A 14,287-nucleotide genomic window follows, 5' to 3' on the forward strand; every position below is an offset into this window, starting at 1 on the left:
TCACTGTTCCCTGTTCCCTGTATTCTTAGCGGATCATTAAAATTTATAAATCTTCAAATCGGTATCGACTACCGATAATATAATCCTCATTGATTTCAAAAGAAATCCATCGGCGTTGTAAAATTTCTGCAACAAAACCCGTTGTGTTGGAACCCGCAAAAGAATCTAAAACCAAATCACCTTCATCAGTCAAAAACTTGATGAAGAATTCTGCAAAACTTTGAGGAAAACGTGCCGGATGAGGTTTAATTCCTGCTGCTTTACAACGCCGCAGATAAACACTATTAGATTCTGTATTGGCAATTTCTAGTAAGTTTGGTGGAATAGCACCCTTATTATCCTTTTGAAATTTGTCAGAAATATCATGACCGCTGGGGCGTATTTTTGCTTTATAGCCATTTTTCAGTAATTGTTTCATACTTTGACTATAAGGCTTTAGAATTTTTCTATTATCGGCTTTGGGGTAAGGGGTTTTAGACAACCACCAAACCACATTCACTGAATCTTTTACACGAATTCGTCTGATTGTTACCCACTCAGCAGGAGTGGGTAGTCGTGCTGGATTATAGTGATAGAATTCTTGGGCGAGAAAAAAGCCAACTTCTTTACACAATCTCACTAAAAGTTCATATTGGTAAATACTCCTGACTGGAGAACCTGGCAGATAAGCACCACCCAAATCTAAAACAAAAGAGCCATTATCTGCTAAAACTCTTTTAAATTCGTAGGCAAAAGGGAGAAACCATTCTATATATTTTTCTGCACTTTCGTTTCCGTATTCTTTTTTACGTGTGAGTGCAAATGGAGGTGAGGTCAGGATTAAGTTAATACTGCTATCCTCCAGAAATGTAAGTAGTTTTAGGCTATCACCTAAATATATTGCTCCATTTTTTTGAGAGTAGTAAGGTGTAAAATCTGACGTATTTTGTGGTGTTTGCTGTTCTTGTGTCAAGAGTTAGAACGTTTTTGAGTTAAGGCGTAAGCATACTTCTAGAAAGATTGACTGAGAACTTTCTGCACGTCTACAAGGGACGAACCCCCAAAGATGAAAAACTCCTCAGCATGAATGAAATCTCACCACTTTTTGTATGGTAGGAATTTCCCAGACATGACGACTTTCACGCGATCGCCTTTAGAATCTTCTTCTTTTTCAATATTCAAAGTAAAGTCTATCGCGCTCATAATTCCATCACCAAACTTCTCGTGAATAACCTCTTTTATCGGCATTCCATAAACCTGCATAATTTCGTAGAAACGATAAATGAGGGGATCCGTGGGAACAGCAGGTCCTAAACCTTTGACAGGGTATTCAGTTAATTCCCTAACATAAATCGTTTCAAGCCCTAATGCTTCAACCAGTAACTTCGCCTCTTCCTCAGAAGCACTAGCTTGACGGTAGAAAACAGATGCAATCCACACTTCGTCACGTCCCAAAATCTTTTCCAAATCAGCAAAGGTTAGTCCCTTTTCTTTTTTTGCAGCCAAAAGCGTTTGAGTCATTTCTGGGATGGACACTGGATAACTCCTGTGATTAATTGTTACTTCTTTTCTGGAAAACGTTTGTAGCTTTTTCACTGCATTATAGTCTCATATTGGCTAAAAAACATCAAAAAACCATTGCTGAATGGAGACATAAAAAAATTATCAGTTATGAGTTATAAATTAATAATTCATAACTCATAACTGATAACTATAACAATTCCAAATGAATTGTGAACTTATTCGGTGAAGTACCTTAACCTGAGCTTAATGTCATGCGAATGCTGGTACAGGAATCATGATGTGAGAATACAAGGGGAAGCGATCGCACAACGCTTTGACTCGTCGCCGACAATCTTCAGCAATCTCTGCTGAATCTGGATTTAACAGGCGATCTGCAATAATATTGCCAATCTCCGTAAACTCTTCAACTCCCAAGCCACGCGTTGTCATTGCTGGAGAACCCAACCTTAGACCACTAGTCACAAATGGTGACTCTGGATCGAACGGTACTGTATTCTTGTTGGCAGTAATATTCACACCACTGACCAACTGATCCGCTTGCTTACCCGTCATACCAATAGACCGTAGGTCTACTAGCATGAGATGATTATCCGTTCCATTAGATACCAGTTTGAAGCCTCGGTTTTGAAGTTGGCTAGCCAAAGCGCGAGCATTGTCAATCACCTGAGCGGAATATGTTTTAAACTCTGGCTTGAGGGCTTCAGCGAAAGCAACTGCTTTAGCAGCAATAACGTGTTCCAATGGTCCACCCTGATTACCAGGGAAAACCGATTTATCCAGCTTTTTACCCAGTTCTGGATCACGGGTTAAGATTAAGCCAGCCCTTGGACCACGTAAAGTTTTGTGTGTCGTTGTAGTTACAACATCACAATAGGGAATGGGGTCGGGGTGAAGACCACTAGCAACCAATCCGGCAATGTGGGCAATATCTGCCAATAAGTACGCACCGACTTCATCAGCGATATTACGGAATTTTTCAAAATCAATAACGCGGGGATATGCCGAATAACCGCAAATCAAGAGCTTTGGACGCTCCCTAAGCGCCAGCTCCCGAATTTGGTCATAGTCTAGTTGTTCTGTTTCCTGATTGACACCGTAGTGGCAAGCCTGGAACCACTTTCCAGATACGTTGACAGGTGAACCGTGTGTCAGATGTCCTCCGTGAGACAAATCCATCCCCATGAATTTCTCTCCTGGTTCCAGCAGTGTCAAAAACACTGCAAAATTTGCCTGTGCGCCAGAATGGGGTTGCACGTTGGCATGAGCAGCACCAAACAACTGTTTAGCACGGTCAATTGCCAGTTGCTCAATTTTGTCTATGAACTCACAGCCGCCGTAGTAACGTTTACCAGGTAATCCCTCCGCATACTTATTTGTCAGTACGGAACCTTGAGCTGCTAGGACAGCAGCCGAGGTAAAGTTTTCACTAGCAATCAACTCCAAGTGATCGCGTTGACGCTGTAGTTCTTGGTTGATTAACTCCGCCACCGCAGGATCGGAGGAAAAAAGAAAATCTGAGTTGGTCAAAGTCACTAATCGCTATCCTTATGGAAATTTGCACAATAGTCGGTAACTGTCTAGAGGCATGAGTCTAAGAGTTGTTGACTAATGACTCATAACTGATGACATTTATTTATCCCGACTTACTCAATTATCGCTTGTCCAATAAATGGTTATGCAAAACTTTGAAGTTCTGGGCGGTTGCGTACTGCAATAGTTGGTGAAAGTAAAGGCAAATATTACATAGCCTTGGAAACCATTTCAGATTTTCCCTTCGCCTTCACTTTATTGGGTGTTAACACTCCCCACGTTAAAATCGGCGTGGAATTTTCGGATCACGGGGATTCCAATCAATTTACCCGAAACCGCGCATCGTCAAAAAAATCAGAAATTAATTTATGTATTACTTTTGACTACAAACCCAAACAACCAGCGTACAATAAACTAAACTCAACATAGAAATTTTGATGAGATTGTCATGACCCACATTCTTCCAAAGTGAGCATGGGAGGTTGGGCAAAGGAAGACAGACAAGAATGTAACAGATGTGACAACGTCCAGCATAACGGACGAACCATCCGCTACAGCATTTATTGCCATCCTTAGCAGTTTTCTCCCCCTGGGTATATGTGGGTCATCCTCAGGATTGACAGGAGAAATTGGATGCTAGTAATTCTCATGGATAACCAAATTTTTGCTCCTCAACAGGTATGCCAATCTTGTTTACTTGCTGATGGAAGTGGTCAACCCCGGTGGCGTCAAGGTAAACTCCATTGTGGTCAAGCTATTCGCAAACTGACAGAACAGCAGCCAGACCAGTATGAGTGTGTCATGGGTTTTCGAGTTGCTAATATTGAATGACCAACAGCTATGTTTATGGTGGTCAGTTATTGGTGTTCTGTTTTCAAAAAAAATCTAGAATAAACGTCTGAATATTGACGTTTACTAACGGTGACTTTTTTTCCTACCTAATCAACTGCGTTATCCTTGGCATAGTAACATCAACGTTTAACAACAGGAGAAATCAAGATGGCTTGGCGCGGAGGTACCACAGTTCAACATCGCCTTTTATCTTGCTTGCCTTATCTTTTACCTTTTATTGAAGTCCAAAATTTTGCTCAGCTGCCTTTATTGCGATCGCTCTACCTGCCTTTTATTCCTGTGATTCAATTGTATTATGCGATACCATTTGGTAGCCTGATCATTTTCTTTGCTTTATACCTTCTGGTTGTGAGAAACGAAAAAGTTCAACACTTTGTCCGCTTTCATACCTTGCAAGCTCTCTTGCTGTCTATATTTGCTTATTTGTGCGGGGCAATTTTAGACCTTATAGGTATTGTGCAAGAGGGTGCGTCAATATCAGTACCTTTGTTTCAAAGTGTGATGTTTACTTTGATTTTCCTAGCAGTTGTAGGTGCATCAATATATAGTGTTGTTCAAGCCGTAAGAGGACTTTACACTGAAATTCCTCTAATCTCCCAAGCTGCTTACAGTGGAACTCGTGACTAGAATAGTCACAATCAAGACTCTGGCTTACAAAAACGATACCCAACTCCCCGTACACTCTCAATCCAAGCCGTTCCACTAATCGGGTCAATCTTTTTGCGAATCCTTTGGATACATACATCAACGACGTTGGTATTGGGGTTGAAATCATAACTCCAGACATGTTCCAGGATTTGCATACGGGTAAAGACTCGTCCGGGAGAGCGCATCAGGTATTCCAGGAGATTGAACTCGCGGGTGGTGAGTTCCACTACCTGTTGATTGCAGGTGACTTCCCGCGTGATACGATCCAATTTGAGCGGTCCGACACACAATAGATTTTGGCGATACTCCTGCGGAGTCGCTCCGCTAACGCCCATACTCCGACGCACTACAGCATGAATGCGGGCAACCAACTCCTCAACAAAAAACGGTTTGGCGATATAGTCGTCCGCCCCAAGATTCAAACCTTCAAGTCGATCATCCAGTTCATTGCGAGCAGTCAACAAAATCACTGGCACATTACGCCCTTCTCGTCGCAGGTGTTTGAGGATAAACAGCCCATCCTTCCCTGGAATCATGATGTCGAGCACGATTGCATCATACTCATTTTCCATTGCTCGGATGTATCCATCATCGCCGTTGTCGCAATAATCAACGACAAATCCCTGTTCCTTCAGTCCGGCTCGGACGAAGTTTGCTATTCTTGATTCATCTTCGACGAACAGGATATGCATGGTTTTTTGATGGTCATCCAAAACTTTGATGTTTTGAACTATTTATTGAGCAAATAAAGACTAAGATTTTTGCCAAAGCCAGAATAGCCGTATTTTTATCGATTACAAAATTGTAATTCAGACAAGGGGCAAGCTGTCATCTTGGATTGATGTAATTGAAACTATAAACATCGTAATGCCCCCTCAACTCGACCCAATGACTGCGTTATGGAGCGACTAAAATGGCTGCAACTATGATTTGGATGGAATCAATTACAAAAAGTTATCGTTTAGACGACATGGAACTTCCGATTCTCAAGGGAATTGACTTATCCATAGAAGAAGGGGAATACGTCGCGATTATGGGGATGTCTGGTTCGGGGAAGTCCACGTTGATGAACATTCTCGGTTGCCTTGATCGTCCAACCGCAGGATACTATGTTCTGGAGGGACGCAATTTAAGCACATTGGCGAGTGATGAACTCGCTTACATTCGTAATCGGCGCATCGGCTTTGTGTTTCAACAGTTCAATTTGTTGGCACGTTCCACCGCGCTTGAGAATGTTATGTTGCCGATGGTTTATGCCAATGTGCCAAAGTCGAAACGACGCCAACGGGCAATTCAAGCTTTGACTAGGGTAGGACTAGCAGAACGCTTGCATAACCGTCCTAGCCAACTTTCAGGGGGACAACAACAGCGAGTTGCAATTGCCCGTGCTCTTGTCAACAATCCTGCTCTTGTACTCGCAGACGAACCCACCGGAGCTCTAGACACCAAAACATCTCAAGAAGTCATGGACTTACTCACTGATTTAAATAACCAAGGCATCACTATAGTCATCGTGACTCACGAACCCGACATTGCTGCTCAAACCAAACGCACAATTCATGTCAGAGATGGCTTAGTCGTTACATAGAGTCGTGTTGCAAAAAATAGTCAAGCTCTAGTGGAAGTATTGTAAAAGATGACTTAATAAAGAACTCATAACTCAATAGTCAGAATAATAGCTTTTGTTCAGCAGGTTGAGGACGACTGTAACTTTCTACTTTACTGAAAAGTTCTAAAAACAGGCAAGTTTGTTGATGCCAATTGCTCTAATAGCTTTGTAGCAAGAGTTGGTGCATCATAGTGACTCATCTCAGTTTTAAAGTTCTCTGCCCTTTGCCGATACTGAGATGAATTCACTATTTTCATCACAGCCTCTTGAATCTGTTTAGGTGTAGGTGTACTTGTTTTGAGGTCAACTCCTACACCAGCCCATTGCACTCTGGCACAAATTTCTGGCTTCTCTTCTGTCTGACCAGCAGTAACCATTGGTACACCATTTGCTAAGGCAATTTGTACACCATTGAACCCACCGTTTGTCACCATGACATCAACGTAGGGCAAAAGATGCGCGTGAGGAAGAAATTTTTCCACTCTGACATTATAATGCTGCCCACGGCAAGTCAGTTTTTTCATGTAACCAGGACATACCAAGAAAGAAGACATCACATAACAAAACCTGAGCTGGATATTCCCGCAATATTTGAATGAGATCCTCCAGTTGTGTAACTGCTGAATCAATAAAGCCATGCTTGAGATAAAACTTAAACTGATCTAATCCCTTGAGTGCATCTTTTTGCTCTAACCAAGATTGGGGAATAGTGCTGGAGTCGGTCAAATCTATGCCTGTGCGAATTGGAACATGATGTGCGCCAGTAGCTTCAATTTTATCCTTAAACCCAATTCCTGTATACCACCATACTTCATGACCACTTTCTACAAGCTTTTGGGCAATTGGTAAAGCGGGGTTAACGTGTCCGGTTGCAGCAATCGTACCAATTAGAAAACGAGTCATATAGCTAAAAAAAAGTTGATGATTTTGGAAGATTCGTGCAAATTTCTGATTTAAGCAGTTGTTAAGCGTACTCGTAGTTTATTCTGGGCTTTAGGAGGAACTAGCACGGGTGCAACAGCAGAATACTCTGGTGTTATTACCCAATGATATTTACGTAGCAATGAAGCCAGAAAAATCTTGATTTCCATCAATGCAAATTCTCGACCGATGCAAACGTGAGCACCACCACCAAAACCAAGCAACGAGAACGGTACTTTTTTATCTTCTTCGCGTGGTGGCGCAAAACGATCTGGGTCAAATTCTTCTGGATTGGTATATATAGAAGACAGCCGATGCGTCACAAATTGCGAAATAATAATCGTCCAACCTGGGGGAATTTGATATCCTGCAAATTCAATCTCCATTTATTTCATAAATATCAGCATGAAACACTCATAGCTTGTCTGTCAATAGTGAATTAAATTTTTAGTTCATTATCTAGCAAAAAAGCTTAGATGCTTGTAAAATCTATCTATAGAGGCTTGTCTGTTGCAAATAAAATTCATTTTTTACTGTCGTGGGTCGAACAGCAAACACCAAATCTTCATCAAAAACCAAACGAGCGATACGTGATGCAGAAGCGACAAAGCAGCAGATTCTTGATGCTGCGGAGGTTGAGTTTGCCAAGCATGGACTGTTTGGAGCGCGAACTGAGGCGATCGCAAACAGCGCTAGCGTTGCTCCCAGAATGATTTACTACTACTTCCAAAGTAAAGAAGGACTATACCAAGCGGTGTTGCAACGACCTGCAACCCAATTCCAACAAATACTAGAGCAGCTAAATTTGGAGCAGTTACCAGCGCCAGAAGCGCTAAGAATATTTTTGCGGACAATAATCGCTTATGAAATTTCCCACCGCTACCGAGGGATGTTGTTATTTCAAGAAGCGAATCAAAATCAAGGAAAGTATTTCCAGCTAACAAATTGGCAACAACCAATTGGGTACATAACTCAAATTTTAGAAAAGGGGATGCAAGAAGGGGTTTTCTGTAAGTTAGATCCATATATGACAACACTTACTATCGCTGGCGTGTGCGTTTTTTATGCAAATGCCTACGAAAACCTAAAACATCTGACCCCTGATGTCGAATTGCTAAGTTCTCAAATGATTGAGCAGTATACCCAAGCAGCTATCAACTTGGTTTTAAAGGGTGTACTTTCTCAGTAAGGTGAAAGCTCTTATCAACTGTTCCCCACCCTCCTAACCCGAAACAGTCCCGATTTTGTCTTACCCGGAAAATTTAGCATCTATGTTTTGTTTTCCTTTATCGAGCGTGCCATTCGATACTAGTTCTGATTTTCTGGTGTCTGATTTGGTACGGGTTGTCTAACTGTGACGGTATTTTCTAAGCGACCAATACCTTCAATTTCCACACGAACGCGATCGCCAGAATGTAAAGGTCCTACCCCCAATGGTGTACCCGTCAGTACAACGTCCCCTGGTAGTAGCGTCATCACCCCAGAGATGTAGGAGACGAGAAAATCTGGGGGAAATACCATTTGGTCAATACAGGCAGATTGTACAGGAGTTGCCTCCTCATTCAAAAAAGTCTGCAATCTGGCTCCGGGGTTGACTTCTCGGACAATCCACGGTCCCAAAGGGCAGAACGTATCGAAACCTTTGGCTCGCGTCCATTGACTGTCCCGTTTTTGTAAATCCCGCGCTGTCACGTCATTAGCAATGGTGTAACCCCAAATCTTTGTTTGAGCCTCCTCTGGTGTACACTTGATCGTGCGATCGCCAATCACTAGCGCTAATTCTCCCTCATAATCCACTCGCTGCGATTGCGGCGGATACTGAATTTCTTCCAGTGAAGCAATTATAGATGTAGGCGGCTTCAGAAAGAGCAAAGGCTCGGTGGGTACTTCTGTTCCCATTTCTGCCGCATGCTCTGCATAATTCTTGCCTACCGCTATAATTTTGGAAGGAGTGCAGGGAGCCAAAATTTGATAGCTTTCTGGTTCCAAAATTAAATCAGTGAGTTGCCCTTGTAGCCAAGGTGCAGCATCTAACACATGCACCATTAGAGATGGTTGTAGCAAGCCATAGTATACTTGCCCTTGTGGATTTTGAACTCGCACATACCGCTGCGCCATAACCATTGATGAGTATCCTTGTTGTGCAATCAAACCGCCAGTGTGCAATCTTTCAATGAGCGATTTAGCTAAACGTAAAAAAGAAAAGCTGGTAAGATTATAAAACCTGAGGGATTCCCCCCGTTATAGCACCTGGCGTCGGGTTAAGCGCGTTGTAGCACAAGCGCGTGAAGAACGCGGTCAGTTAGACCGTATGAGCCTGTGGACTGGCTGATAGCGTCTGAGAGTGCGCCCCCTTAGGGGCTAGCGTGGCGTTAGCCATAGCCGACTTCTCCAGTCCTGTTGCAGGAAGTAAACGAAACTCAAACCCTTCGACTTCGCTCAGGGTAAACCCAATTGAATAGCTTTGATAGGTGTTGATTAGGTTTGAGTAGGCTTTATATAACGGAAAGTACAAAAACCATATCTTTTACCAAAAAAGATATAGTAGTTGGGAGACACATCCCCCAAGCAATCCGTACAGCTCGCTCGGAAATAAGGATAAACAATTCCTAAAAGTGAGCAAGTATCCTGGCAACTCCATTGCACGAGAGAGCGTCAAAAAGTCCCTTGTTGCTTTGTAATGTTGATTGGTGTTGGTATCGTAACTCGCGACTATCAATACAAGTTAACATCGGCAGCCATTTAGTCCATGAGGAGATTAGAATCATGCAAATCGTTTACGAAACAATGTACATCCTCCGTCCTGATCTGACTGATGAGCAGGTAGAGCAAGCGATCGCTAAATATGAGAACTTGCTGCGGGAACACGGAGCAGACAACATCCAGATTCAAAATCGAGGTAAACGTCGTCTTGCTTATGAAATTAATAGGCAAAGAGATGGCATTTACATACAAATCAATTACACTGGACCTGGCAACATGATTGCTATTTTGGAGCGCTCCATGCGTCTGAGCGAGGAAGTGATTCGCTACCTGACAATGAAGCAAGAGGTCAAAGAGGCACAAGCTGAGGCAATAACTCCAGCAGCCTAGAGGCTTTTGATTCATTAATTCTTCACGCGGCTCTGTTGCCCTCAAGTTTGGTGATCAAGTGAGAGGAAATGAGCCGCGTCAGTGTATCTGAGGTACCTAGAATTTTTTTCAACACAATCTGAAAGTCATGGTATAATAGTTAGCGCCTAACACGACCGTATAGACAACTCAAATGAAGCGGATTCCGCAAAATAATTTCGCTAATTTTACTGATAAAAATATGTCAATAGACAACTGTCTAATTGCCGCAGTCGCATATGAAAAACCAAAAGTTCTGAATGGGAGCTGTAAGCCACTGTGAGTCAAAATGATACCTCAATTCAAGTTATCTCCGCAGAAGCCTCGAAGCTACGCCAAGAATTGCAGTTTCGGGATCAGCTAGTACAACAACTGTCTCAAGAACTCTTCCGACTGGTGAAGGGCAACACTAGCTTTATGCCCCAACCAGAGGCATCTGACCGTTATCACACTCAGCTGCAAGAATTACGAGAACAGCTACAAGCTGTGGAGCAGCAGGTAACCTTTTATCAAGAGCAAATCTCAGCGCGTGACGCTGAGATTTATCAACTGCGGCAGTCTGTGCAAGAACTGAGCGATCGCAGTCGGATGCTTGAGCAAGTCGTACAAGAGTTGCCTCAAATCTATCGTCGTAAGTTCGAGGAGCGCATGACTCCTGTCAGAGAAAAAGTAGCAATTCTACAACGCGAAAATCGCCAACTCCAGGCGGAACTTCAGAGTGTGAGTTACCGTCTAGCGTTGAAAACCCGTACTGCTTCTCACAGTGGGATAGATTTGCCAAATTTTTCCCGGACAGCATCCCCTCAAAATAATATTTCCACGAGCAATGCGTAAAGTGTTAGTAGTGATCGAGTCCGATGGGAGAGAAATAATACAATCTCCCACCGTAAGCAGGATGTTATCTGCAATAGAGATGGCGATTGCTGAAGACACGACGCAAGCAACCTCCGTACAAGTGGTTGCTGTGAATAATCTGACTTCTATTGACCAAGGAGTAGGATTCCAACCCTGGGATTTACAAACGTCTTCCGAATTGCAGGAGATTATTTATTGCCCTTTAACCCTCTGTTTGCCGGAAAATCTGGTAGTGCCGTTTGAAGGAATTATTAAAGCTTGTCGGGATATTGCTGGGTTACGTCACAAATTAGCACAACACATACAAGTACCCATTGGCGATGGTAGTTATTGGTTGCCAGTGGTCTTGACGGCTTATGGACCTCTTTATGGTGAGGCTATTACTTTAGCAGAAGAATCCAATGGAAAAAAGTTACCAGACAATTTACTGGCGTCTGACTTAACTTATTACCAGCCCCTGCATTTATCAGATGTGTTGCGTCAAAGCTTGTATCACATGGCACATAATCTCCTGCAATTTTTATTAGCACCACCGGCGACATATTTGGTACAGTTTGGACTGGAAAAAAGTGAAATTTGTTTTGACCGTCTTTGGCCATTTCCTACTGCACCTGCTTTGGCTAGCGTTGGTGTTCAAAAGCCAGATTTATTCACGTGCCATTGGTATTGTCTAAAAGCATTGCCAGTACTCGACTTGAACATCATTCCCGTCGCCCAATCTGGTTTCAAGCGACTGTAACTAAACTTTTTTCTTGAACAACGGTGAAAATTTCTTCGTAAGTGTCAAATATTTCAAATACTGAATCTAGTTGAGTCAGTTCCAAAACTAACCTGACGGGAGCTTGAACGTTGCAAAGAACAAGGCGACAACCGCTTTGACGTGCCAACTTTAAGCTTTTAACTAGGGAAACTAACCCAGAACTATCCATGAAATCAACTTTGGCTAGGTCAATAACCCACAGTTGATTACGTTGAGGAACTATGGCGGACATCTTTTCGCTCAGAGCAATACCACCCTGTAAATCTATACGTCCTTCGGGTTGAAACAAAACGACTTGACATTTTGATGTGATAGTCATGAATTTTACTGGGTAGTTGAAACATTAATTACAAAAATGCAGAAAACAGACACAGCTACTGATTTTCTCTGAACAGTCAAAAATGCTGCTTCATTCAGTTATCTAGGAACTGGCAGCGATGGGCTTAAGACAGAGAACATCAGTATTTATGCCGTATAATTTGTCCTGACTTTACCCAATATAGGCATAACCACATGATAATTTCGGTAATCACCGTATACTTTACAAAATTTTTACAATTTCCTCATGAAATTATAAATTTTATATAAAAAGAAATTGTTTGAGTCTAGTAAGTGTACGGATGTGGTATTTTAGGCATCAATAGTCATGAATCAATGGTAACTATTGATTTTTGACTATGAATTCTGGATTTTGTAGAACGACGCAATTGACACCTGGCCCAAAAAAGAGTCAACATAGAAGAAAAGTAAAAATTTGTAAAGATAACGGAGCTGGATGTCTCTTGAGTTTATATCACTAGAAAACATCCAGAAGGTTGCTCATGAATATGGATATTGGGCAATTTTTTTGGGAATATTGTTGGAGAATCTAGGCATTCCTCTTCCAGGTGAAACCGTTACCTTAGTCGGTGGGTTTCTTGCTGGCAGTAAGGAACTCAGTTACTGGCTAGTTCTGGCTGACGCCATTGCAGGTGCTGTCGTGGGAGGTATCTGTGGTTATTGGATTGGTAGAACTGGTGGCTGGTCTTTGCTTGTGCGCCTAGGTAAGTTGTTTAGAATTTCCGAAGCTAGACTTTTGACTATAAAAGAACAATTTAGTGAGAATGCTTCCAAAGCGGTGTTTTTTGGACGCTTTCCTGCTTTGCTGCGAATTTTGGCGGCACCACTTGCTGGAATTGTTGAGATGCCCTTCGGTAAATTCTTGATATACAACTTGGCAGGAGCGATCGCTTGGGCAAGTATTATGGTGACACTTGCTTTCTTTGCTGGAAGAATTGTTTCCCTCGAACAATTAGTTGCTTGGGTTAGTCAATTTGCAATTTTAGCATTGGTGATTCTAGCTGCTGTGATTGCTGTCCCCATATGGTTGGAGTCGCGGCAAAAAGAAGGTGAGGAGATCGAGAGATGAGGAGTCACTGCCTTGGGGAGGGTAAGCTCCCCCAAGGAAACCTTCCGTCGGTGAGTCGTATCGGCAATGCCGTCCTTGTAGCAAGTGTCGGGTAAAGCTGCGCTGCTGAACCCCTGCGGGGTGGATGCAGTCCCGCACCGACGTTTCCAACCTCCTTAACTGGATTTCCCGTTGGGCGTTGGGTTTCCCGAACTGTATGCAAACTGCCGTGGAGTTGTTGAGCTTTCTGTTCTTATTCCAAAAGGCTAGATATTGCACCCATTAAATCTACAGGATTAACTGGTTTGGGCAAGAAAATGTGGAATCCTGCCTCCAGTGCTTTAAATTTGTCTTCTTCTGTGCTATAAGCAGTGAGTGCAACAGCGCGAATCCTCTGCGTTTGCCCCATTTCCTTGAGCCTGACTTGACGAATTAAAGCGTAACCACTCGTTTGTGGCATCCCAATGTCACTAATGAGTACATCAAATTTGAATTCTTCCAAAACTTGTAAAGCTGCATTGGCGGATGAAACAGTTGTCACCTTTGCGCCAACGCCTTGCAAAATTTCTTGCAGTAGGTCCAAAGTATCAGTATCATCATCAACCACAAGGATTTGTACGTCATTTAGTTGTGAGTGATGAGTAGTTGTTTCACGACTTACCTTTGGCTGCTGTGTATTCTCTTGTATAAGTGGCAGCTTGACAGTAAAGGTTGCTCCTTTTCCTTTTCCTTGACTTTCTGCTGTAACTGTGCCTCCGTGCAATTCCACGAGATGTCGAACAATTGCTAATCCCAAACCAAGTCCATTATTAGAACGTGTCGTTGTACTATCAGCTTGACGAAAGTGTTCAAACACATGGGGTAGAAACTCAGAATTGATGCCCTCACCAGTATCGCTGACTTGAATGACTGCCCAGAAGTCAGCGCCTTGCCAAAAGTTGTCTGAGCCGAAGTTTTCTGCGCTTAGAACTTCAGGAGGTTCCCTCCGTTGAGAAGCCACTGCGTTGGGGTGAGGCAGCCTTGCTGGTGGGTTTCCCGCCCTAGGTGACTGTGTTCGCGTAGCGTCTTTGGAGGAGATACCCACAGAGGGGTCTTGTTCCCTGTTACCCTC

18 protein-coding genes are annotated in these 14,287 nt (G+C 42.9%); 8 read left to right on the forward strand and 10 right to left on the reverse strand.

Annotated elements, in window-relative coordinates; genetic code table 11:
- Window positions 1-43: 43 nt before the first annotated feature.
- The 3 genes from DP116_RS19570 to glyA form a co-directional block, all read right to left on the reverse strand.
- Complete coding sequence (locus DP116_RS19570) at window positions 44-952, reverse strand: DNA-methyltransferase (protein ID WP_169156763.1); 909 nt, start codon at window positions 950-952, stop codon at window positions 44-46.
- A gap of 122 nt (window positions 953-1,074) precedes the next feature.
- On the reverse strand, window positions 1,075-1,515 hold the full coding sequence (cynS, locus tag DP116_RS19575) for a cyanase (protein WP_169156764.1): 441 nt from the start codon (window positions 1,513-1,515) through the stop codon (window positions 1,075-1,077).
- A 237-nt stretch (window positions 1,516-1,752) separates the two neighbouring features.
- A complete protein-coding gene (glyA, locus tag DP116_RS19580; RefSeq protein WP_169156765.1) occupies window positions 1,753-3,036 on the reverse strand; it encodes a serine hydroxymethyltransferase in 1,284 nt (427 codons plus the stop codon).
- 630 nt (window positions 3,037-3,666) lie between these two features.
- Between glyA and DP116_RS19585 the strand changes: the two genes are divergently transcribed.
- Both DP116_RS19585 and DP116_RS19590 read left to right on the forward strand, forming a co-directional pair.
- A complete protein-coding gene (locus DP116_RS19585; RefSeq protein ID WP_048869142.1) occupies window positions 3,667-3,864 on the forward strand; it encodes a hypothetical protein in 198 nt (65 codons plus the stop codon).
- 168 nt (window positions 3,865-4,032) lie between these two features.
- The gene (locus DP116_RS19590; protein ID WP_169156766.1) at window positions 4,033-4,512 is read left to right on the forward strand and encodes a Tic20 family protein; all 480 of its coding nucleotides are present in this window, start codon (window positions 4,033-4,035) and stop codon (window positions 4,510-4,512) included.
- 11 nt (window positions 4,513-4,523) lie between these two features.
- On the opposite strand, the gene DP116_RS19595 is transcribed toward DP116_RS19590, so the two are convergent.
- Window positions 4,524-5,225 carry a response regulator transcription factor gene (locus DP116_RS19595; protein ID WP_169156767.1) on the reverse strand — a complete coding sequence of 234 codons (702 nt, stop codon included), beginning with the start codon at window positions 5,223-5,225 and terminating at the stop codon, window positions 4,524-4,526.
- A gap of 233 nt (window positions 5,226-5,458) precedes the next feature.
- Between DP116_RS19595 and DP116_RS19600 the strand changes: the two genes are divergently transcribed.
- Window positions 5,459-6,121, forward strand: coding sequence for an ABC transporter ATP-binding protein (locus DP116_RS19600; RefSeq protein WP_169156779.1), 663 nt, complete (start codon window positions 5,459-5,461; stop codon window positions 6,119-6,121).
- Window positions 6,122-6,252: 131 nt separating this feature from the next.
- Here the strand turns inward: DP116_RS19600 and DP116_RS19605 are convergent, their stop codons facing one another.
- From DP116_RS19605 to DP116_RS19615, 3 genes are read right to left on the reverse strand one after another with little or no spacing between them, the layout of a single operon-like run.
- Window positions 6,253-6,624, reverse strand: a complete 372-nt coding sequence (locus DP116_RS19605) for a nucleotide disphospho-sugar-binding domain-containing protein (protein ID WP_169156768.1) — start codon at window positions 6,622-6,624, stop codon at window positions 6,253-6,255.
- Window positions 6,625-6,631: 7 nt separating this feature from the next.
- Complete coding sequence (locus DP116_RS19610; protein ID WP_169156769.1) at window positions 6,632-7,045, reverse strand: glycosyltransferase; 414 nt, start codon at window positions 7,043-7,045, stop codon at window positions 6,632-6,634.
- Between the two features lie 50 nt (window positions 7,046-7,095).
- A complete protein-coding gene (locus tag DP116_RS19615) occupies window positions 7,096-7,449 on the reverse strand; it encodes a cytochrome P450 (RefSeq protein WP_169156770.1) in 354 nt (117 codons plus the stop codon).
- Window positions 7,450-7,601: 152 nt separating this feature from the next.
- On the opposite strand from DP116_RS19615, the gene DP116_RS19620 reads away from it, so the two are divergent.
- On the forward strand, window positions 7,602-8,252 hold the full coding sequence (locus DP116_RS19620) for a TetR family transcriptional regulator (protein WP_169156771.1): 651 nt from the start codon (window positions 7,602-7,604) through the stop codon (window positions 8,250-8,252).
- Window positions 8,253-8,371: 119 nt separating this feature from the next.
- Here DP116_RS19620 and DP116_RS19625 read toward each other — a convergent pair whose 3' ends face one another.
- Window positions 8,372-9,181 carry a fumarylacetoacetate hydrolase family protein gene (locus DP116_RS19625; RefSeq protein WP_169156772.1) on the reverse strand — a complete coding sequence of 270 codons (810 nt, stop codon included), beginning with the start codon at window positions 9,179-9,181 and terminating at the stop codon, window positions 8,372-8,374.
- Window positions 9,182-9,829: 648 nt separating this feature from the next.
- Here DP116_RS19625 and rpsF point away from each other — a divergent pair.
- From rpsF to DP116_RS19640, 3 genes are all read left to right on the forward strand, one after another.
- Window positions 9,830-10,156 (forward strand): 30S ribosomal protein S6, encoded by a 327-nt coding sequence (gene rpsF, locus DP116_RS19630; protein WP_169156773.1) that lies wholly within the window; start codon window positions 9,830-9,832, stop codon window positions 10,154-10,156.
- Window positions 10,157-10,453: 297 nt separating this feature from the next.
- A complete protein-coding gene (locus tag DP116_RS19635) occupies window positions 10,454-11,008 on the forward strand; it encodes an Npun_F5560 family protein (protein ID WP_169156774.1) in 555 nt (184 codons plus the stop codon).
- Window position 11,009: 1 nt separating this feature from the next.
- Window positions 11,010-11,768: a hypothetical protein gene (locus DP116_RS19640; protein ID WP_211173393.1), complete on the forward strand. Its 759-nt coding sequence runs from the start codon at window positions 11,010-11,012 to the stop codon at window positions 11,766-11,768.
- Here DP116_RS19640 and DP116_RS19645 read toward each other — a convergent pair.
- On the reverse strand, window positions 11,755-12,108 hold the full coding sequence (locus tag DP116_RS19645; RefSeq protein ID WP_169156776.1) for an STAS domain-containing protein: 354 nt from the start codon (window positions 12,106-12,108) through the stop codon (window positions 11,755-11,757). The genes DP116_RS19640 and DP116_RS19645 overlap by 14 nt on opposite strands.
- A gap of 456 nt (window positions 12,109-12,564) precedes the next feature.
- Between DP116_RS19645 and DP116_RS19650 the strand changes: the two genes are divergently transcribed.
- Window positions 12,565-13,197: a DedA family protein gene (locus DP116_RS19650; RefSeq protein WP_169156777.1), complete on the forward strand. Its 633-nt coding sequence runs from the start codon at window positions 12,565-12,567 to the stop codon at window positions 13,195-13,197.
- Window positions 13,198-13,429: 232 nt separating this feature from the next.
- Here DP116_RS19650 and DP116_RS19655 read toward each other — a convergent pair.
- The coding region (locus DP116_RS19655; RefSeq protein ID WP_169156778.1) for an ATP-binding response regulator at window positions 13,430-14,287 on the reverse strand (858 nt) is incomplete at its 5' end.

The sequence above is a fragment of the Brasilonema bromeliae SPC951 genome, from assembly GCF_012912135.1.
GTDB lineage: Bacteria > Cyanobacteriota > Cyanobacteriia > Cyanobacteriales > Nostocaceae > Brasilonema > Brasilonema bromeliae.